This window comes from Methylobacterium sp. WL19 (genome assembly GCF_008040005.1).
GTDB classification, from domain to species: Bacteria; Pseudomonadota; Alphaproteobacteria; order Rhizobiales; family Beijerinckiaceae; genus Methylobacterium; species Methylobacterium bullatum.
The window spans coordinates 1-17,580 of record NZ_VRVC01000052.1 but is presented as its reverse complement, the minus strand read 5'-3'; the positions used below and the strand labels follow the sequence as shown (position 1 = coordinate 17,580).

Annotated in this window: 23 protein-coding genes, 1 tRNA gene and 1 pseudogene; 11 read left to right on the top strand and 14 right to left on the bottom strand. The window is 65.2% G+C overall.

Annotation, left to right across the window (positions count from 1 at the left end; all coding sequences use genetic code 11):
• Nucleotides 1–194: 194 nt before the first annotated feature.
• Nucleotides 195–482 (top strand): co-chaperone GroES, encoded by a 288-nt coding sequence (gene groES / locus FV220_RS12195; protein ID WP_018042554.1) that lies wholly within the window; start codon nucleotides 195–197, stop codon nucleotides 480–482.
• 94 nt (nucleotides 483–576) lie between these two features.
• Entirely contained in the window at nucleotides 577–2,220 is a 1,644-nt protein-coding gene (gene groL, locus FV220_RS12190) for a chaperonin GroEL (protein ID WP_018042553.1), read from the top strand.
• A gap of 474 nt (nucleotides 2,221–2,694) precedes the next feature.
• Here groL and FV220_RS12185 read toward each other — a convergent pair whose 3' ends face one another.
• Nucleotides 2,695–3,420 (bottom strand): hypothetical protein, encoded by a 726-nt coding sequence (locus tag FV220_RS12185; protein ID WP_056144080.1) that lies wholly within the window; start codon nucleotides 3,418–3,420, stop codon nucleotides 2,695–2,697.
• 289 nt (nucleotides 3,421–3,709) lie between these two features.
• On the opposite strand from FV220_RS12185, the gene FV220_RS12180 reads away from it, so the two are divergent.
• Nucleotides 3,710–4,039 carry a hypothetical protein gene (locus tag FV220_RS12180; RefSeq protein WP_147831644.1) on the top strand — a complete coding sequence of 110 codons (330 nt, stop codon included), beginning with the start codon at nucleotides 3,710–3,712 and terminating at the stop codon, nucleotides 4,037–4,039.
• Between the two features lie 136 nt (nucleotides 4,040–4,175).
• Nucleotides 4,176–6,287, top strand: coding sequence for an ABC transporter ATP-binding protein/permease (locus FV220_RS12175; protein WP_147831642.1), 2,112 nt, complete (start codon nucleotides 4,176–4,178; stop codon nucleotides 6,285–6,287).
• A 12-nt stretch (nucleotides 6,288–6,299) separates the two neighbouring features.
• Here FV220_RS12175 and FV220_RS12170 read toward each other — a convergent pair whose 3' ends face one another.
• The 3 genes from FV220_RS12170 to FV220_RS12160 form a co-directional block, all read right to left on the bottom strand.
• Nucleotides 6,300–7,016 (bottom strand): LrgB family protein, encoded by a 717-nt coding sequence (locus FV220_RS12170; RefSeq protein ID WP_056257819.1) that lies wholly within the window; start codon nucleotides 7,014–7,016, stop codon nucleotides 6,300–6,302.
• Nucleotides 7,013–7,408 (bottom strand): CidA/LrgA family protein, encoded by a 396-nt coding sequence (locus FV220_RS12165; RefSeq protein WP_018042548.1) that lies wholly within the window; start codon nucleotides 7,406–7,408, stop codon nucleotides 7,013–7,015. The genes FV220_RS12170 and FV220_RS12165 overlap by 4 nt, the downstream gene beginning before the upstream one ends.
• 69 nt (nucleotides 7,409–7,477) lie before the next feature.
• On the bottom strand, nucleotides 7,478–7,945 hold the full coding sequence (locus FV220_RS12160) for a TerB family tellurite resistance protein (protein ID WP_147831640.1): 468 nt from the start codon (nucleotides 7,943–7,945) through the stop codon (nucleotides 7,478–7,480).
• Nucleotides 7,946–8,147: 202 nt separating this feature from the next.
• Here FV220_RS12160 and FV220_RS12155 point away from each other — a divergent pair.
• The 4 genes from FV220_RS12155 (at nucleotide 8,148) to FV220_RS12140 (ending at nucleotide 9,354) form a co-directional block, all read left to right on the top strand.
• Nucleotides 8,148–8,223, top strand: a tRNA-Thr gene (locus FV220_RS12155).
• Between the two features lie 163 nt (nucleotides 8,224–8,386).
• Nucleotides 8,387–8,767 (top strand): hypothetical protein, encoded by a 381-nt coding sequence (locus tag FV220_RS12150; protein ID WP_147831667.1) that lies wholly within the window; start codon nucleotides 8,387–8,389, stop codon nucleotides 8,765–8,767.
• Between the two features lie 52 nt (nucleotides 8,768–8,819).
• Nucleotides 8,820–9,029, top strand: coding sequence for a hypothetical protein (locus FV220_RS12145; protein WP_147831638.1), 210 nt, complete (start codon nucleotides 8,820–8,822; stop codon nucleotides 9,027–9,029).
• Nucleotides 9,016–9,354, top strand: coding sequence for a hypothetical protein (locus FV220_RS12140; RefSeq protein WP_147831636.1), 339 nt, complete (start codon nucleotides 9,016–9,018; stop codon nucleotides 9,352–9,354). Before FV220_RS12145 ends, FV220_RS12140 begins: the two co-directional genes overlap by 14 nt.
• A 4-nt stretch (nucleotides 9,355–9,358) precedes the next feature.
• On the opposite strand, the gene FV220_RS12135 is transcribed toward FV220_RS12140, so the two are convergent.
• Complete coding sequence (locus FV220_RS12135; RefSeq protein WP_147831634.1) at nucleotides 9,359–9,568, bottom strand: hypothetical protein; 210 nt, start codon at nucleotides 9,566–9,568, stop codon at nucleotides 9,359–9,361.
• A 531-nt stretch (nucleotides 9,569–10,099) separates the two neighbouring features.
• Here FV220_RS12135 and FV220_RS12130 point away from each other — a divergent pair.
• Nucleotides 10,100–10,381, top strand: a complete 282-nt coding sequence (locus FV220_RS12130) for a hypothetical protein (RefSeq protein ID WP_147831632.1) — start codon at nucleotides 10,100–10,102, stop codon at nucleotides 10,379–10,381.
• A 196-nt stretch (nucleotides 10,382–10,577) separates the two neighbouring features.
• On the opposite strand, the gene FV220_RS12125 is transcribed toward FV220_RS12130, so the two are convergent.
• The 6 genes from FV220_RS12125 to FV220_RS12100 all read right to left on the bottom strand — a co-directional run bounded on the left by FV220_RS12125 (nucleotide 10,578) and on the right by FV220_RS12100 (nucleotide 13,495).
• Nucleotides 10,578–10,928, bottom strand: coding sequence for a hypothetical protein (locus tag FV220_RS12125; protein ID WP_246689444.1), 351 nt, complete (start codon nucleotides 10,926–10,928; stop codon nucleotides 10,578–10,580).
• A 113-nt stretch (nucleotides 10,929–11,041) separates the two neighbouring features.
• A complete protein-coding gene (locus tag FV220_RS12120; RefSeq protein ID WP_246689443.1) occupies nucleotides 11,042–11,500 on the bottom strand; it encodes a hypothetical protein in 459 nt (152 codons plus the stop codon).
• Nucleotides 11,500–11,967, bottom strand: coding sequence for a hypothetical protein (locus tag FV220_RS12115; RefSeq protein WP_147831630.1), 468 nt, complete (start codon nucleotides 11,965–11,967; stop codon nucleotides 11,500–11,502). The genes FV220_RS12120 and FV220_RS12115 overlap by 1 nt, the downstream gene beginning before the upstream one ends.
• Nucleotides 11,936–12,547, bottom strand: a complete 612-nt coding sequence (locus tag FV220_RS12110; RefSeq protein WP_147831628.1) for a hypothetical protein — start codon at nucleotides 12,545–12,547, stop codon at nucleotides 11,936–11,938. The genes FV220_RS12115 and FV220_RS12110 overlap by 32 nt, the downstream gene beginning before the upstream one ends.
• A 76-nt stretch (nucleotides 12,548–12,623) precedes the next feature.
• The gene (locus FV220_RS12105; RefSeq protein WP_147831626.1) at nucleotides 12,624–12,833 is read right to left on the bottom strand and encodes a hypothetical protein; all 210 of its coding nucleotides are present in this window, start codon (nucleotides 12,831–12,833) and stop codon (nucleotides 12,624–12,626) included.
• Complete coding sequence (locus tag FV220_RS12100) at nucleotides 12,833–13,495, bottom strand: lysozyme (RefSeq protein ID WP_147831624.1); 663 nt, start codon at nucleotides 13,493–13,495, stop codon at nucleotides 12,833–12,835. Before FV220_RS12100 ends, FV220_RS12105 begins: the two co-directional genes overlap by 1 nt.
• A 229-nt stretch (nucleotides 13,496–13,724) precedes the next feature.
• Here FV220_RS12100 and FV220_RS12095 point away from each other — a divergent pair, with 229 nt between their 5' ends.
• Entirely contained in the window at nucleotides 13,725–13,913 is a 189-nt protein-coding gene (locus FV220_RS12095) for a phage tail protein (protein WP_147831622.1), read from the top strand.
• A 206-nt stretch (nucleotides 13,914–14,119) separates the two neighbouring features.
• Here the strand turns inward: FV220_RS12095 and FV220_RS26385 are convergent, their stop codons facing one another.
• The 3 genes from FV220_RS26385 to FV220_RS12080 all read right to left on the bottom strand — a co-directional run bounded on the left by FV220_RS26385 (nucleotide 14,120) and on the right by FV220_RS12080 (nucleotide 17,387).
• Nucleotides 14,120–14,254, bottom strand: coding sequence for a hypothetical protein (locus FV220_RS26385; RefSeq protein ID WP_281406087.1), 135 nt, complete (start codon nucleotides 14,252–14,254; stop codon nucleotides 14,120–14,122).
• A 209-nt stretch (nucleotides 14,255–14,463) separates the two neighbouring features.
• The gene (locus FV220_RS12085) at nucleotides 14,464–17,043 is read right to left on the bottom strand and encodes a hypothetical protein (RefSeq protein WP_147831619.1); all 2,580 of its coding nucleotides are present in this window, start codon (nucleotides 17,041–17,043) and stop codon (nucleotides 14,464–14,466) included.
• A gap of 83 nt (nucleotides 17,044–17,126) precedes the next feature.
• Nucleotides 17,127–17,387, bottom strand: a complete 261-nt coding sequence (locus FV220_RS12080; RefSeq protein ID WP_147831617.1) for a hypothetical protein — start codon at nucleotides 17,385–17,387, stop codon at nucleotides 17,127–17,129.
• A gap of 90 nt (nucleotides 17,388–17,477) precedes the next feature.
• On the opposite strand from FV220_RS12080, the pseudogene FV220_RS12075 reads away from it, so the two are divergent.
• Nucleotides 17,478–17,580, top strand: a pseudogene (locus FV220_RS12075) (IS5/IS1182 family transposase); the annotation flags it as partial.

Genomic DNA, 17,580 nt, shown 5'->3' with positions numbered 1-17,580 from the left:
GTCAGCGACCGGAGAGCAGAACATGCTGCGCAAACGCGGCATGACGCGTCGTCCGCGTCTTGACTCGCAAGGGGCTTGAGCCTACCTCCGCCCTTGCTTTGGCACTCTTCGCTCGGGAGTGCTAACAGCCTGGGTTGGGCGAGCCCTTCGGCCGCATCAACGCCATCCATGAATTTGAAGCAAGAGGGCAGCTCATGAAGTTCCGTCCGCTGCACGACCGTGTCGTCGTCCGCCGTATCGAAGGCGAAGAGAAGACCAAGGGGGGCATCATCATCCCCGATACCGCCAAGGAGAAGCCGCAAGAGGGCGAGATCGTCGCCGTCGGCCCTGGCGCCCGTGACGAGGCCGGCCGGGTGAACCCGCTCGACGTCAAGGCCGGTGACCGCGTCCTGTTCGGCAAGTGGTCCGGCACCGAAGTCAAGATCGACGGTCAGGACCTCCTGATCATGAAGGAATCCGACATCATGGGCGTCGTCGCCTAAAGCGACCCGGCTCTCTTCCTTCTTCCCATCCAAGCCCTTCGAGCGCGCACTTCGATGAGCGCCTCAGGGCTTCGAACCTCATGAGGATTTGAACATGGCAGCGAAAGAAGTACGCTTCGGCTCCGATGCCCGCGAGAAGATGCTCCGCGGCGTCGACATTCTCGCCGATGCAGTGAAGGTCACGCTCGGCCCCAAGGGTCGCAACGTCGTCATCGAGAAGAGCTTCGGCGCTCCGCGCATCACCAAGGACGGCGTCACCGTCGCCAAGGAGATCGAGCTCTCCGACAAGTTCGAGAATATGGGCGCCCAGATGGTGCGCGAAGTGGCCTCGAAGACCAACGACATCGCGGGCGACGGCACCACCACCGCCACCGTCCTGGCCCAGGCCATCGTCCGTGAAGGCGCCAAGTACGTCGCCGCCGGCATGAACCCGATGGACCTGAAGCGCGGCATCGACCTCGCCACCACCGCCGCCGTGAAGGACATCACGAGCCGCGCCAAGAAGGTCGCCTCGTCCGAGGAAGTCGCCCAGGTCGGCACCATCTCGGCCAATGGCGACAAGGAAATCGGCGAGATGATCGCCCATGCCATGCAGAAGGTCGGCAACGAGGGTGTCATCACCGTCGAGGAGGCCAAGACCGCCGAGACCGAGCTTGACGTCGTCGAGGGCATGCAGTTCGACCGCGGCTACCTCTCCCCGTACTTCATCACGAACGCGGAGAAGATGGTCGCCGAGCTCGAGGACCCCTACATCCTCATCCACGAGAAGAAGCTCTCGTCGCTCCAGGCGATGCTGCCGGTTCTCGAGGCCGTGGTGCAGACCGGCAAGCCGCTCGTCATCATCGCCGAGGACATCGAGGGTGAGGCTCTCGCCACGCTCGTCGTGAACAAGCTGCGCGGTGGCCTCAAGGTCGCTGCCGTCAAGGCTCCGGGCTTCGGCGATCGCCGCAAGGCCATGCTCGAGGACATCGCGATCCTGACCCAGGGTCAGATGATCGCCGAGGACCTCGGCATCAAGCTCGAGAACGTCACCCTCCCGATGCTCGGCCGCGCCAAGCGCATCCGCATCGAGAAGGAGACCACCACGATCATCGACGGTCTCGGCGAGAAGGCGGACATCGAAGCCCGCGTCGGCCAGATCAAGGCGCAGATCGAGGAGACCACCTCGGACTACGACCGTGAGAAGCTCCAGGAGCGCCTGGCCAAGCTCGCCGGCGGCGTCGCGGTCATCCGCGTCGGCGGCGCGACCGAGGTCGAGGTCAAGGAGAAGAAGGACCGCGTCGACGACGCGCTCAACGCCACCCGCGCTGCGGTGGAAGAGGGTATCGTCCCCGGCGGCGGCACCGCTCTCCTGCGTGCCCGTGAGGCCGTCCGCGCTCTCCAGAGCGACAATCCGGACGTCCAGGCCGGCATCAAGATCGTGCTGAAGGCTCTCGAGGCCCCGATCCGCCAGATCGCCGCCAACTCGGGCGTCGAAGGCTCGATCGTGGTCGGCAAGATCACCGACAACACCTCTTCGATCACCTACGGCTTCAACGCCCAGACCGAAGAGTATGTCGACATGATCCAGGCCGGCATCGTCGACCCGGCCAAGGTCGTGCGCACCGCTCTGCAGGACGCTTCCTCCATCGCCGGCCTCCTCGTCACCACCGAGGCCATGATCGCCGATGCTCCCAAGAAGGACGGCGGCGCTCCCCAGATGCCGGGCGGCGGCGGCATGGGCGGCATGGACTTCTAAGAAGTCCACGCTCTCCATCGGAACGGATGCTCTCGCGGTTTTGGCCGCGAGGGCGGAAAGGGTCGTCGCAAGACGGCCCTTTTTTCGTTGTGGGCGGGACATGTCGAGTGTCCGCGATCGGGCTACTGGATTTTCATACAGCTACGTTGTCGAAGCAGACCGCGTCCCTCTCCCCCTTGTGGGGAGAGGTTAGGAGTGGGGGTGGCTCCGCCAGCCTCCGCAGCAACAGGAGGGTCGCCCGACCACCCCCACCTCCAACTCCTCCCCACAAGGGGTAGGAGGGCCGCGCATCCCACGACATATGCGAATGCCGTCGCCTTCCAGAAGACGGAGTCCGTCGCGCCTCATCTCGAACCCTCTTGGGTAGAGGGGACACCTGTTGAGCGGATCCGCAGATCAATCAGCCCCAATCGGGGGCGGGCAGCGCTCCATGCTCGTGCGGCGGAGATGTTTTATCCACGATCCCGCCCGCGCCTATCCCGCGCGGCGCCGGCACCGGACGTAGGAGGCGTCGCCCTTGGCGCTCGACCATGTCAGGCGGTTGCCGTCGACCAGAAGCTTCACCTGGGACGACCAGCGCCGGCCGCCATCGCTGCAGGAGGCCGACACGCTCCAGCTCGCGCCGATGCGCCGCCCGTCGCGGAAGGTGCACACCGTGTTGCCGGCCCGAGCCCCGCTTTCGGTGATCCGCGCCGGAATGTATCCCCGCCGCCGCGCGCCGCGGCCGCACGCGGATTCGTTGGGTCCCCAAAGACCGACATAGGCTGCCGGCTCGACCGGGGGCGACGCGGCCGTGACCACGTCGGCACGGAGTGCCACTTCGGGATCCTGCCGCAAGGCGGCGGACCGGATGCCGGGCTGGACCGTTGGGGCGACCACGGCATCCCGGCCCGACGGACCGGACCCGACACCCACATCGGACCAGGGAGCGCTGCCACGGGGCGAGCGCGCCCCACCCGCCCGATCCTCGAACGGACCGGGTTCGTTGAAGGCCGTCTGGATCGTGTCGATCTCCGGGCGCGCCGGCGGGTCGTCGGTCAGCAGAACGGTGCTGTAGCCGAGGAGCACGCCCCAGCCCATGGCGAGCGAGACGGGAAGCACCAGGGCGCGGCTCGACCTGACGGAGCCGTTCGCTACGGCCGGCGACGGCGCTCCCTCGTCGCTCCCCCTCGCATCCCTCTCTTCGACGCCCGCGGTCATCGTCGTCTCCCGTAAGGCTCCCCCTGGGGTAGAGCCGATCTCACAGCGGCGGCCGCTTCACCGCTCGGCGACTTGAACAGCCTCCGCCCCCCTTCGACAACCGGACCCTTATGCACTCATGAAGCCGGCTTTGGTCAGGACAGGCCTGTGGCTATTCTGTCCCGGCGCCATCGATAGCGGTGGATAGACTCCGCGAATAGGGCGAGCAAACGGCAAGCCCTTCCCGTCCCTCACCAAAACTGCCATGCTCAAGCTTGTGAGAAACAAGTCAGTTATCCGTGCCATCGTGATGAGACGCTTCGCCTTCGCCGTCTGCGTCACCATCGCAGTCCCGGCCGGTGCTCAAGCACCCACCTCCACCATGCGGATGGCCTGCGCGGATGCGATGGCGCTCGTGAAGCGGGACGGGTCGGCGGTCCTGTCATGGCCGGCGGGCAAGCCGGAGAAGCCAAGCAGGATTGAGCCGCCGGGCCGGACCGAGCGCTTCGTCAGCGACCGGAGCCAGTGTGGGATGACGGAGATCGCCGAACTCCGCTTCGTGCCCACCCGCGACAATCTGGAATGCCCGGTCGGCTACCGATGTCGCGAACCGGATTACGGCGATTGGGATTGGCCCTGATCCGATCTGACGCATCCGGCGGCGCCTTCCCCCGCCACGATCTCGCCACGACCGGCCGTCACTGCCGCCGTCACGGTCCGGTCCCGATCCGGCGGGCGAAGTCGCCTATTTGAATCATCCACTTGAGGAGACGCGCGTGGCCGTACTCAGGACAGGCCTCGGCCTGCAGGCCGCCATTACGGCGCTCTTCGCACTCGTACTTCTGATCCTGCCTGGCACCGCAACGCCACTCTACGTCAGCCTCAGCGGCTTTGCGATGGCGGTGATCCTCCTCGCCTCCGCCAAGCTGTCCGATTACCTGAAGGTGTTCGTATCGGTTTACGGCTTCGGCTACCTGTTCCTGGCCGGAGCCAAACAACTCGCGGCCTCGGGCCTCCTGCCGGAGACGCTGGCGGCTCTGCTGCCACCGGCCTTCGCGGCCACGGGCGCGGTGGTCTTCGCCGGCATCGTGTTCGGAATCTCCCATCTCGAACCGATCCGCGCGATCACCCGCATCGCCGACCCATTCTTCGCCGCACGCGAGGCGCCGAACCGGGAAATCCGGCCGTTTCACTTTTTCGGCAGCACCGAAGGTCGAGTGGCGCGACGTCTCGTGGCGCTCTCCATCTTCATCACCTTCGCCCAGGTCGCGCTTCAGCTGCGCCTGAACTTCTGGTACCGCGACCTCTTCAACGCGCTGCAGGAATATAACGCCGACGCGTTTTGGTATCAGCTCGTCTGGATCTTCGTGCCCCTGGCGACGATCTGGGTCATCATCGGCATGTTCGACACCTTCGTCGATGCCTCGCTCCACATCCGCTGGCGCACCTGGCTGGCTCGCAGCCTCTACAGCCGCTGGCTCGATGGCGGCACGCATTACCGGATCCCCTTCACGGACGAGCCGGCCGATAACCCGGATCAGCGCATCCAGAGCGACGTCAACCTCTTCATCCAGCAGACGACGAGCCTGTCGATCCGGCTCCTGTCGCAGGCCGCCACCCTGGTCTCGTTCATGGTCATCCTCTGGGGCCTGTCGCGGGATTTCGTCCTTCCCTTCACCGACACGGTGGTGCCAGGGTTCCTCGTCTGGCTGGTCATCGTCTACGCCGTGGTCGGAACATGGTTGACCCATCTCATCGGCCGTCCGCTCATCGGTCTCGATTTCCGGCAAGAAAAGGTCGAAGCCGATTTCCGCTTCTCGCTCGCGCGGAACCGGATCTATTCCGAGCAGATCGCCCTGTTGCGCGGCGAGCGGTCGGAGACCGTGCGCCTGCGCGAACTCTTCCATGAGATCATCGGAAACTACCTCGCCATCATCTACCGGCGGATCAAGATCGGCAGCTTCACCCTGTCGTACAACCAGATCAGCGTGGTGTTTCCCTACATCCTCGCCGCTCCGTCCTATTTCCTGAAGAAGATCACCCTCGGCCAGTTCCAGCAGACGGCGAACGCCTTCAGCAGCGTCCAGGGTTCGCTGTCCTTCTTCATCGATTCCTACACCACCATCGCGTCGTACCGCGCCAATACCAACCGCCTGACCTCGTTCAAGCGGGCGATGACCAAGGCGGAGGCCCTGTCCGGCGCGGGATACGGCCTCGTCCAGGGTACTGGGACCGGCCCGAACGTCACCGCCTCCGGCCTGACCCTCGCCCTGCCCGATGGCCGCGAAATCGTCACCGCCGGCTCGTTCACCCTCGGCAAGGGCGGGGCGACCCTGCTCACCGGTCCGTCGGGCTCCGGCAAGTCGACCCTGTTCCGCGCGATCGCCGGCATCTGGCCGTTCGGTAAGGGCCGGGTCGACGTGCCGGAAGGCCAGTCCGCCCTGGTCCTGCCGCAGCGGCCCTACATCCCGCTCGGGACCCTGCGCGGTGCCGTGGTCTATCCCAGCACCACCGACCAGTTCTCCGACGCAGCGATCCGCGAGGCGCTGATCGCCGCGCAGCTGCCGCAACTCGCCGACCGTCTCGACGAGGTCGATGCCTGGGATCAGCGGCTCTCCGGCGGCGAGCAGCAGCGCCTGGCCATCGCCCGCGCCGTGCTGGCAAAGCCCGCCTGGCTCTTCCTCGACGAATCCACCGCCGCCCTCGACGAGCCGAGCGAGGCCGGCATCTACCGGATGCTGCGCGAGCGCCTGCCGGGGACGACGATCGTCTCCATCGGCCATCGCTCGACCCTGCATGCCCTCCACGACACGCGCATCGACATGAAGCCGGGCCAGGATGGACGCTTCACGCCGACGGAACTCTCCGGAGCCGAGGTCGCCAAGTAAAAGTAAGCAGCCTCAGCGCAGGAACGTCACCGCGAGCGGCGCCAGGATCGCGGTGATGAGGGCGTTGAGGCCAAGCGCGATGCCGGCGAAGGCGCCGGCCACCTCGTTCACCTGGAACGCCCTCGCCGTGCCGACGCCATGGGCGGCCAGACCCGCCGCGAAGCCGCGCGCGCGCATGTCCTCGATGCGGAGCAGGTTCATGAGCGGAGTGACTAAGATGCCGCCGGTCATGCCGGTCAGCATCACCAGCACCGCCGCCAGGGTCGGATCGCCGCCGAGATTCTGGGCGATGCCCATGGCGACGCCGGTCGTCACCGATTTCGGCACCGAGGCGACGATGACGTCGTGCGGGATACCGAAGGCGGTTCCGAGAGTCGTCGCCGAGATCAGCGCCACCACCGAGCCGACGAGGAGGGCCGCCAGCATCGGCGCCAGCGAGCGAAGCACCGTCGCGCGGTATTCGTAGAGCGGGATCGCCAGGGCCACGGTCGCCGGCCCCAGCAGGAAGTGGACGAACTGCGCGCCCTCGAAATAGGTGGGATAGGGCGTCCCCGTCAGCTTCAGCACGCAGGCCATCAGGATGATGGCGACCACCACGGGATTGGCGAGGGGATGCCGGTTCGTCGCCGTGGCGACGCGGTCGGCCACGGCGTAGACCATGAGCGTGACGGTCAGCCACAGCAGGGGCGTGCGCGAGAGATAGACCCAGAGGGCGAAATCGCCGGTCATGGCCGCTCCCCCGGTGCGACCCAGCGCTTGACGGCCACGAAGGTGAGCGCCGTCGCCGTCAGGGTCGCCAGCGTCGAGACGACGACCACGCAGGCGAGGGCCAGGCCATGGGCTTCGAGCACGTCGAGCCGGCCGACGATCCCGGCGCCGGCCGGGATGAACATCAGCGAGAGATGGGCGAGCAGCCCTTTTCCCGAGCGCTCCAGGGTGCCGTCCACGAGGGGCGCGGCGAGGATGCGGGCGGCCTGGCCGCGCCAACGGTCCCGGACCACCATGAAGAGAAGGAGGAGCGCCATCCCGATGACGGGGCCGGGCACCGGAAGGGCCGCTCCCCGTGCCAGCGCTTCACCGACGAGCTGAGCCAGCAGGATCAGCGTCAAACTGACGATCATCGCGCCACGATCCTCCCGCCACGCCCGATATGGCCCGCCGATCCCGGAGATCGCGCCTGCAAGGCCGCCCTACGATACCGCTTCGGTCTCGGGGCCGGCGCGCGCGAGGCGGATCGCCGTGTCGTCGAACCGCAGCAGGCGCCCGAGCCGCCAGACCAGCGCTTCCTCGAATTCATGAACGGTGCCATCGGCACCGGCCACGGACCAGGCCATCGACAGCAGCCGCGCCCGCTCGGACTCGCCGAATTCATGGCCCATCATTTCGACCAGCAGCGCCATGTCGCGGGTCTGCGAATCGACACTGGCCGCCCGGGCGATGAGCGCCTCGGCCTGCTCGCGGTTGCCGGCGTAGCGCCCTTCCACGAGGCGGCACAGCCGCTCCGATTCGGCCCCGTCGAGGACGCCGTCCACCCGCGCCACATGGACGAGAAGGGCGATGGCCGCCAGACGCTCGTCGACGGCCTCCGCCTCCTCCGGGCTCGCGGAGAGGCCGAACGCGTCGGCGGCATAGGCACGCAGGCGGGCGATGAGGGACATGGCGGTTCCTGACAGACGCCGCGAGCCTTCGAAGCCGCGCCGCCCCACGTCAAGGCGGCACGGACGGTCGCGGGACCGGGAGCCGGCCTGCGTGGCACAGTTGCATCAGGAAGACGTCGCCGAGCGCCTTGCCATCGGCCGATCGGACGGCTATGACCCCGCAACGATCCGACGCGCCACGCAGCGTCACACCACGGATCTTGCCGCAATAGCTCAGCTGGTAGAGCACCTCATTCGTAATGAGGGGGTCGGGGGTTCGAATCCCTCTTGCGGCACCAAGACTTAGCTCACTTCCTGCTTACCGGCCAGCGCCTCCGGTAAGCGCATGGTAAGCACCACACGAAAATCGACATCGGTAAGCAGCGGGCACGGAATTTCCGTTATGCCGCGTGCGGCATCCCAGACGTAGCGACTCGGATCGCCCTCCCCTATCCCGTGGCGATGCCAGCATCACCAGCCTTCAAGATCGAACCAGGCAGCCCGCAGGCGTGGCGCGAGGCCTTCCTCGACATGAAGCCGAGTGTGGTGCCGTGCTTAGGACTGACGCCCGCCGGCTGGCAGGCTGTGCACGCTGCGTGCTTCGACTTCCTCGATAAACACGCTGACGAGGCCGGCCGGCTCGGCTGGACGACACTGCAGCTTTTCGGCGTCCACCCTGACCTCGGCGCGATCCGATCTGACTTCTGCGGGGCCATGGTCCTGAGCGGCGATCTCGTGTCGGCCGTGGAGCCAGACTTCATCCGGTTTGAGCGGACGCGGTACTTCCGGGACGCGCCGGGCCGGCCGAAGGGGGCCGTGCCGATCTGGGCGGTGAAGCGCTAGGCGACCTGGGGGCGTGCCCTATCTCGTGGCGATCACCGCTAGCGAGATAAGCATGAGCATTGAACGCGCCGAGGGCTACCACGAGGCTTTGTCGAACGTCAGGAGCACGATCCAGAGACGGGTGAACCAGCCCGATGTGTCGAATGACGGAAAACTCGAACTCCTCGACCTACTGTCGATGCTCAACGATATGCTCAACTCCGGGCGGCGTGATGAAGACGCCGACCTATCACCGCCGGTGCCGCTGAGTGGAAGCTTCTGACGACGGCCCGCCCTGGCGCGAGCTCACGTCCGATGAATACGGCCCGCGCAACTTCCCCGACAGCAAGGGCGGCGCGGCTTGGGTCGCGTCATCGGAGTGCCTGCGCGGCCTCCTCCAGCGCCAGCACGACGGCGAGTTCCGGCTGAGGCTGATCCTGCGCGAGTCGGTGGACTTCCGGAACCATCCCAGCCGCGATCCGAATTGGCGGGGCGATTACGATTGGGGGCCGGACCTCGCCCTATGCTGCGCCGAGGTCTGGATCGAGCGGAAGAACGGCCGGCGGAAGAGGGTCGACACGATGAGCACGCGGCCGAGGCCTTGGTGATGGGCTAAATCGGCTCGGACACGGCCGGCAGGCCCAGCCATTCAAGCGCGGTGTCGAACGATCTGAATATACGCTGCCGGATCGTCCCCGCTTCCTCGAGCAGCGATACCCGCCAACTCGACTTGCCTTCCTCACGCGCCAGATTGCCGACGACCTCGCCACCCTCGATCAGGTGATGCTCGTCAGGTCCGATGCGGTAGAGGCTCAGGGGCACGGCTTCCTCACCGGCACCTCAATCGTCACCAGCTTGCCCGAGATCGGATCGAAAACGGTGAGCGTCATAGTGGCCTCCGGGCGTAGTCCGAAAGATGCCGGGGGAAGGGTTAACGAAACCCTAACGAGCGCCCTTGGCCATGAAACGAAAAACCCGCCGCGGCGTGAGCCGGGCGGGCACTTCAAAAACGCCGATGCTAGGGAGTATCGGGATGATCAGGATTTCTCGGAGCCGCTATCACGCGATCTTGAGAGTTCGCGCTGGGCCACACGGTCAGCCTTGCGAGCTTCGACCTTAATCGCGCGACGGGCTGCGACACGCGCATGCCGCTTAGCTTCGGCCTTTTCGGATCGAACGGCCTTACTTGGTTCGCTCATGTGATTGCTCCTGGTTTGACGCAGGACTCAAAGCCCCTTTAGATCGAGTCGAAGAAATACCCGGCAAAAAGGAGAGGCGCAAGCCGCGCGCCGCGGCGCAAGAAAAGACTGCTACAGCGTAAGCCAGCGAGACAAACCTTAACAGAGCATTAAAATGACTAACTGGAAAACCGGCTTAGATCCTGAGTTATTTTATCTCGGTTACGGCACAAAAGACCAAGTACAAATCCTTGAAGATATTCAGGCGATTGACCCAAAGGGCGGGCACACGATCTTAGAGAAAGGACGAAGCTTTCATGCTGGCATGAAAGGTGGATTTCTATTTTGTCGCCTCGGGGGAAATAAATATAACGAAGCTGCTATCGCGCCAGCCGACTTTTCAAAAGTTCAAATCATCCGCCAGTCTGCAATAAGCAAACGAAAAACCCCGCCCTAGCTTTCGCCGAGCGGGGTCTATCGTTCTCTCAGGACGGCCGACAGGCGCGGTAGCGCGTCGGGTGGGGGCGTGAACGCTAAGCGTGAGCGTCGCGACCATGCGTCCGCTTCTCAATGAACCGCACGAGCCCGATCTCTACCGGCCTGTTTTTCCGCATCAGGGCAGCGTGCTGCTGAACTCCTAGCCAAATATTTGACTACTGCTTCGATTTAACTTCAGCACTTACTTCGGAGATCACCCGGTCACTTTGGTTTTTGAGGATGTTTTTCACATCTAATGGAGTTGCCGCCCACGCGACTGCAGCAAGAAAAACAATGGCGGCGACCGCATAGGCGAACGATTGCATAATGCCTAGCCAACCTAGCAGCAAAGGTACCATCGCGACAATTGCGGCGATCGACACTGATTTGGTGAGGTACAAGAGTGAAACAAAACATATCGCAGACAGAGCAATTGGTTTCACAAATCTTGCGATATTCTGCTCCATAACGTTCGCCTCTCTGCTCAAGATCTCACGCTTGTCCGGCGACTCGCCGCGCTGCAGCATGAAACTTGGCTGTAAGCTCTACGTGCTTTTCCGCCATTGCAACCCATTGAGTGTTGCTATTTTGCCCATCCCACCATGTCCGTGCGGAAGGGACTGCTCACTTTCTGCTCGCTCTAGAACGGCGCCCCCTCGACCTTGAACCGGATTACGGTCTCATCTCGTGTCAATGGCCATAGGTACTGATGGACGAGGTTGCATGAATAGACCGGCACCGCACGGTAGCTGGCGTCCCCAGCCTCGAAGTAGCTCGGAACGTCCTCGACGAAGGTGATGACGTGCTCGCCCAGGCCTCGCGGCGGGCGCTCATAATCGACGTCGGCCAGCCACTTCCGGTGCGTGTGGGCGTCGTAGAGGACGCGATCGACATGCCCCCGGCAGTCCCGCAGGTATCTCACCGTCTGCCGGATGATGAGCTTGCCACCGGGCTTCACGACAGGCGTCAGCACCTCCGTGCGGCTCACCTCGACCGGAATGTGCCGGTCGGCCAGCCAGTAGCAGAGGAAGGCCGCCGGAATGATGATGGCCGCGCAGATGATCCCGAGGCAGATGTAGCCGAAGATGCGCAGGCCCATCAGCCACCCCTGATCGTTTTGAAGAGATCGAACCCGCCCTTCGTCAGCGCGATCACGCCTCCGATGAAGGCAGCCGTCGTTCCACAGACCCACATGAGCACCTTGGCCGCGGTGCGGGACGACGAGACGAATTCGACGACGCCGTCCATGCTGGCCAGCTCTTTCGGGCTCTTACCGGACACCCAGGCGACCGTCTCAGGCCGGAGGGCGATCAGCGTTTCGAGCCGCGAAACATCCTCTGCGCTGAGCGAGGCGAACCAGACGATGAGATGCGGGTGCGGGGTGAAGGAAGGCGCCGCGGCGGTGCGCGGTGGCCTGTAGCCGCCCGACGGCACGAACGGCCCTAGCTCGCACTCAGCCTCAGGGTCCGGGTACATCGCCCGGACCCCGCGTTTTGGCTGTTCCCGATACTGGCCCTGGATGTCGCGCCATTCGTCAGCCGTGAACCGTCTCTCTTCGGGAGCCATTGCATCTCACTGCTGCCGGAAAGGGCCGAGGTCGGACGTCTAACTTCGCCGGCAGAGCAGCGATGGCTGGCGCTACGACCGTTCTGGCCTCGGCGCCCTGATCCAGCTTCAGCATGCGGAACAGCTTGTTGGCGACCTCCTCCGGGCCGCCGGCCTGGTCCATGGTCCACTTGCTGACGGCGTTCACGTCGGCCCGGTTGACGGCGCGCTGGAGGGCGTTGGCGACGATCTCCGATCCGACGGGCAACGTGACCGTCGAATCCTTCACCGCGCCGGCCGTCGCGTTGACGCCGAAGTCGAACCACTTCCGCAGGGTGCGCTCGACCAGAGCCTCCGACACCAGCATGCGGACCATGGGGTAGAATCGGGCCAGGAGGCCGAGGACGACAGTGCTCACCAGCGGGACAAGGATGTCGCCGACGAGTTGGGCCACAGCCACAACATACTCGCCATAGGGGATGACGACCGCTGGGGTGACGGCCGGGTTGGTGGTGACCTGCGCGAAGGCGGCTACCGGGATGAGGATCGAGACGGCGACACAGGCGAACGCCAGCGCCGCGAGCAGAAGCTTGCGGGTCATGATGATCTCACGATGTGGGAGGGTTGCGCGGCGGGACCGGCCGGGCTCGGGTGGACCTACGGGAAAGCGTAGGGGATCAGGACGTGCGACGGTTGTCGGACTGAGCCGGAGCAAGCGGCGTATCCCATCCGGCGAAGTTGCAGCCGCCGCACGGGATCAGGCCGTCACGAGGTGTGCGTTCGACCGGCTCAAAGAATGTGGTCGACCAGTTCTCGTCATCGACCCAGCGGCGGCCGTCGCAGTAGACGCACGCTCGGCGAGCGAGCTTCGGCTTGGCGTCACTCATCACTGGAACCTCGCCAGGCGGTCGAACAGCCAGCGCCCAAGCCGCGCCCACGGCGACGGGTTGTCGGGATACCGAACCGGCGGAAGGGGCTCGCTGGCCTTGCGGGGCGCAGGCGGGATCACGACGGGCGCAGGCGGCGGAGTGATGACCGGCGGCACATCGATCGGCGTCAGCGTGGAGAGCGGCGCGCTGACGGGCTTCGCATCGGTGCTGCGGGCCTTCGGTGCCGCCTTGCTGTAGGGCGTCAGGAACTGGTCCCGCTCGGCGGTACGCCGGGAGATTAGCTCCTTGTTCTTCGTCCACGACATGATCGCCGTGGCGCAGCCGGCGCGGTCGCCCGCGTTCAGGCGACGAAGGAACGTCGAGCCGGTGAAGCCTCCCACGCCGATATTGAAGGCGATGGAGATCAGCGCGTCCCGCTCGTGGTCCGCCACTGGTACCTTGATGGCCGACAGGATCGGCAGGGCGTGTGAAGCAAGGTCTTCGAGGAAGAAGGCATCGGCCTGCGCCTGCGTGATGATCTGGCCGAGCTTCACACCCTTGATGTGGCCGTAGCCGATCGTCGGCACACCGACGCTGTCGAGATAGGCTTTCAGCCGCACGCCTTCCCGCGATTTCAACGCGGCAAGGCCAAGCGGCGTCATGATGGCGGACGCGGCCATGGTGGTTCTCCAAGATGCGGGGGGTGAGCGGCGCAGCCCTTGCCTCTGATCGCGCGCGGAGATCGGCAGGGGCGAAGGCGATGAAGCCAAAAGTAGGTGAGGCGGCCTTCGCCATAGGATTGATGGCGGGCCTGCTCGTTTCGATGGCCGTGAGGTACGGTCCGGGCTTCGCGTTCTAAGCGGGGATCTGCTCGGCGACCGGCCGGCTCGGGAGTGATAAGCCGTCCGGATGGATCAGCTTCTACGACTGACGATCATCCTGAGCCGGTGGACGCGACGGCGCTGGACGAAGACGGAGGCCATCGTGGCGCTGGCCGTAATCGCTATCGGACTGACGCTCGCGCTCATCGAATGGGCAGGCTACTGGCCGGAGGCGCTGACGGCTACGAAAGTGCGGCGAGCGCCTATGCGGTTCTGATGCCAAAGGCGACCGGCCGGCTCGGGATGGACTGGCAATTGACGCCGCAATGGCGCGCTGCCTAGCGTCAGGTGCCGAACCGCTGTGATCTGTCAGCCAGTGGAGAGGCAGCGGGTCGAGCGGCCGACCGCGAATTTGTCGCTCGACCCGTTTGGCTGGGCGGCTACCCCTCCCGCCGGCCTTAGGGTCCGACTGGGGTGCGTGTCTTACTTCACCACCGTCAGCTTCGGCCGCCGCCTCGGCTTGAAGGTGTCGCCGACCGGACCAGAGCCAGAAGCGATCTCGTCCATCGCCGGGCTATCCAGAAGCTCCAGAGCGGCAAGCAGCGCTTTGCGCGCCACGGCCCGCTCCGCCTTGTTCGGCGGGGAGCAGGACCCATCCCCGAAGTCCACAAAGATTTCCGTTTCACCAACGCGGACGTGGACCTGAGGTGCGGACATTCTTGGCCTTCAACCGGCAAAATGATGCACACACCCTACGATCTAGGCGTTTATTTTTGCAAGGCCCTCGCGTCTCGGTACGTATTCGGACAGAGACGCGAGAGGCTCAATTACGCGACCACAATTCCATCGAACGAGACGCACCAATTGCAGGACAGGTATCCGTCCTCCAGGTTCGGCGCATAGAGGTCGTCATGGAGACAACCGCGCTGACCGAGCACCGGCCCGTCGTCGTTCGTATTCCCGTCGTTGCGCTTGGTGGCATAGACGGCCTGGATCGCTCCATCGCCGAGGAGCGTTCCATCCGCCGTCAGGGTGTGCGTCCCCGTCCCGGCCGAGCTCAGGGTGATGACCGTCCCGGCGAGCGCGTTGGCGAGGCTGGTGGCGAGCTTGATTTGAGCCGTCGCGCTACGAACCACGTAATAGTCCGTGCCAGCGGTGAGCCCGCCCGGCAGCGCCCCGCCAGAGTTTGAGATCCGCACCAGCGCGCCGGTCTCCCAGCCGATCCGTGGCGACACGTTGAAGAGGTTGCCCGGCGCGGAGACGTTGGCCGCCGTCACGGCCACATTGGAGAGGCCGTGCGTGATGATGAGCTTCCGGCCGTTCGGGGCGACGACCATGCTGCTGATCGGCAGCACCCGCCCCTCACGGACCGAGCGTAGGGCCATGCCGGCATAGCCTTGGATGCCATCGAGCTTCACCTCAGCATCCGACAAGTCGATGACGAGCTTTGGATGCGCCATGAGCGGCCGAGGCGGCGGCGGCATGGCGAACTCGATCTCCAGCGTCGTCGGGCTGGTGCGGCGCGAGCGCTCGAAGATCGGATGCAGATGCGTCCAGCCGCACTGGTTGCTCTCGGCGTGGTCGACGCGGGAGACCTGCTGGCCCAGACGGTTATAGCCCGCGCAGGTCTTATGCGAGGCGTCGCTGGCTGGGTAGTGGTAGGCGCCGCCCGTGATGCGGATGTTCGGATAGGTAGCGAGCCGCTGCATCGCCCGGACGTAGGGCTGGTTCCACTGGTCGAAGTCGGGGTGGTTCGTCGGGGCTGGGTCGACGATCATCACCGGCTCCAGGGTTTGCCCGGTGATGGCCTTCGTGGCGTCGGCGCGGTCCCGCTGGATCTGCAGAACCTGCGCGACCATGTCGTTCGCGGTGTGATCCAGCCCGGCGACGTTCTCCGAGTTGCCGACCATGAGCAGCCAGCACGGGTTGACGATGCTCGCGCCGATGGCCGCAGCCGCAGCCTTGGCGCCGCGCAGGGCATTGTTGATCCAATCCTGGCGAACCGATCCCTTCTTCAGCTGGAGGTACTTCGCGCCGAGCAGGAACGACGTGAAGTAGATACCCTTCGGCAGGGAGGTGCCCCACTTGATCGCGGACACCGTGCCCTTCGGCGCCGTGGTGTAGCCGCTGCCGCCGTCATCGACCTGCAGGGTGAGTTCGCCGCCGGTCTCGACCGATGAGACGACCGGGCGGATGACGACGCCGGTCCCGCCCGTACCCGTGTTGTCGATGGTGATCGTCGGCAAGCCGTCGAAGCCGAAGTAGCGCCGCTTGAGCGTCGCGGACACGACCGTGCCGCCGCTCACCGCCATGGTGAACTGGGGGGTCGTGAACGGCTCGATCGCGTCGAGGTAGTGATTGGCCCAGCCCGAAAGCGGTGTCTCCCGCCCGGACCCCTCAATCCGCTCTACGAGATCGACGATGGTGTCCGACGGCGTCGTGCGCAGGCGCGGGCCACTATTGGGGAGGGTCTTGGGCTCCACCGTCAAGGCAAGGCCAGGCCACCGCGGGGTGGCGGAAATGATCGGGTCGGAGGAATTGTTGTTCACGCCGCCGGTCAGCGATTGCCCCAATGCGAACTTGACTGCAATCTGGCCCATCGCCGGAGCGGGCGTGCTCTCGCCGGTGACGTTGTCGTGGTTGTAGTCCTGGTTCGGGAGCGCACCGTCGATGGTCTTCCGGCGGATCATGGAAATCCGCATCGTTCCGTTGGTCGAGCCGGCGCTGAGATAGGGCTTGGCGCGAACCGCAGTCGGAAACGCTGCCAGAACGGTATTCGCGAGGACGCGGACCACCTCGCGCTTGAACCCGTCCGCGACGGTCGGGCTGCGGCTCAAGATCGTCAAGGGACCGAGGTAGGCGTCGGAGGCGTCGAAGACGGCGAGCCGGGCGAGGAGCGCCGAGTTCGATCCGTCAACCATGCGCTGGATGGGGATCGTGTATTCGTAGACCTCGCCGGCCACGATCTCATCGGCATAGATCGGACCCACGCCGTAGGTCGCTCCGCCCGCGATCTGAAGCACTTTCCCGTCAGCGCCGGTCTGCAGCGAGTAATTGCCGCCCAGCGCAAGCGACGAGGCTGTCGCACCCAGGGTAACATCCGTACTCCAGCTCGCAAGGACGTCATTCGGGCGATAGGAGGACGAGGCCCGTGCAAGCGATTTCGCCGCCGCGACATCGGCAACGAGGGTCGATCCGTTCGGGATATTGGCCAAGGCCTCAAGAACAGTCAGCCTGCCTTCTGCTGCGACAAAGCGCAGGGCGAGTGGACTGGTGCTGCCCAACAGAAGCGTGGCCAGCGTGTTCAACGGCGCCCGACCGGTCGTCGGCGGACCGTCTCCGTTCAGCCGGAAATTCCCGACGAGCTCGAAGAGATCGCCGACGGGCAGTTCGGTCGAAAGCGGCATGCACAGGGTCTCCCGCGCGCCATCGCTCGCGGAGGCGAGGCGGCGTCAGGTTGCTCGGATGGGTTAAGGCTTGGTCGGAGCGCTCAGGACACCGGCGCGATCGTGCAGCCTGAGAGGATCAGGCCCTTGGTCGTGTCGCCGGCATAGGCTACGGCGCCCGTCGCATCGACGAGGTAGAGGCGGGCGTCGGCGGTTGTCGCCCCGCCGCCGGACAGCGTGACGATCCCCGACAGCGTGACGATGTAGAAGTCGGCCGACACTTTCGTGATCGTGGCGAGGCCACCGGTGACCTGCGTCCCGGCCTGCGAGACGGCAGCGATCGTTCCGGCGCCGATGTCGAACATGCAGTTGATGTTGGAGCTGCCGTCTGGGCCGTACAGGTTAAGAGCGCCTAACAGAACGGCACCGAACGTTGCTTTCAGCGTTGGTTTGGCATGGCCAGACCGCTTCTCCCCGATGATCTCTGGGATGAGATCGCTCCGCTCCTCCCGCCGCCTCGGCCGCGTCCGAAGGGCGGGCGTCGTCCGATCGAGAACC

Bases quoted from the DNA above. Each gene is read 5' to 3' on its own strand.
- groES (WP_018042554.1), top strand. From the start codon at position 195: ATGAAGTTCCGTCCGCTGCACGACCGTGTCGTCGTCCGCCGTATCGAA.
- groL (WP_018042553.1), top strand. From the start codon at position 577: ATGGCAGCGAAAGAAGTACGCTTCGGCTCCGATGCCCGCGAGAAGATG.
- FV220_RS12185 (WP_056144080.1), bottom strand. From the start codon at position 3,420: ATGACCGCGGGCGTCGAAGAGAGGGATGCGAGGGGGAGCGACGAGGGA.
- FV220_RS12180 (WP_147831644.1), top strand. From the start codon at position 3,710: ATGAGACGCTTCGCCTTCGCCGTCTGCGTCACCATCGCAGTCCCGGCC.
- FV220_RS12170 (WP_056257819.1), bottom strand. From the start codon at position 7,016: ATGACCGGCGATTTCGCCCTCTGGGTCTATCTCTCGCGCACGCCCCTG.
- FV220_RS12165 (WP_018042548.1), bottom strand. From the start codon at position 7,408: ATGATCGTCAGTTTGACGCTGATCCTGCTGGCTCAGCTCGTCGGTGAA.
- FV220_RS12160 (WP_147831640.1), bottom strand. From the start codon at position 7,945: ATGTCCCTCATCGCCCGCCTGCGTGCCTATGCCGCCGACGCGTTCGGC.
- FV220_RS12150 (WP_147831667.1), top strand. From the start codon at position 8,387: ATGCCAGCATCACCAGCCTTCAAGATCGAACCAGGCAGCCCGCAGGCG.
- FV220_RS12145 (WP_147831638.1), top strand. From the start codon at position 8,820: ATGAGCATTGAACGCGCCGAGGGCTACCACGAGGCTTTGTCGAACGTC.
- FV220_RS12130 (WP_147831632.1), top strand. From the start codon at position 10,100: ATGACTAACTGGAAAACCGGCTTAGATCCTGAGTTATTTTATCTCGGT.
- FV220_RS12125 (WP_246689444.1), bottom strand. From the start codon at position 10,928: ATGCTGCAGCGCGGCGAGTCGCCGGACAAGCGTGAGATCTTGAGCAGA.
- FV220_RS12120 (WP_246689443.1), bottom strand. From the start codon at position 11,500: ATGGGCCTGCGCATCTTCGGCTACATCTGCCTCGGGATCATCTGCGCG.
- FV220_RS12115 (WP_147831630.1), bottom strand. From the start codon at position 11,967: ATGGCTCCCGAAGAGAGACGGTTCACGGCTGACGAATGGCGCGACATC.
- FV220_RS12110 (WP_147831628.1), bottom strand. From the start codon at position 12,547: ATGACCCGCAAGCTTCTGCTCGCGGCGCTGGCGTTCGCCTGTGTCGCC.
- FV220_RS12105 (WP_147831626.1), bottom strand. From the start codon at position 12,833: ATGAGTGACGCCAAGCCGAAGCTCGCTCGCCGAGCGTGCGTCTACTGC.
- FV220_RS12100 (WP_147831624.1), bottom strand. From the start codon at position 13,495: ATGGCCGCGTCCGCCATCATGACGCCGCTTGGCCTTGCCGCGTTGAAA.
- FV220_RS12095 (WP_147831622.1), top strand. From the start codon at position 13,725: ATGGATCAGCTTCTACGACTGACGATCATCCTGAGCCGGTGGACGCGA.
- FV220_RS12085 (WP_147831619.1), bottom strand. From the start codon at position 17,043: ATGCCGCTTTCGACCGAACTGCCCGTCGGCGATCTCTTCGAGCTCGTC.
- FV220_RS12080 (WP_147831617.1), bottom strand. From the start codon at position 17,387: ATGTTCGACATCGGCGCCGGAACGATCGCTGCCGTCTCGCAGGCCGGG.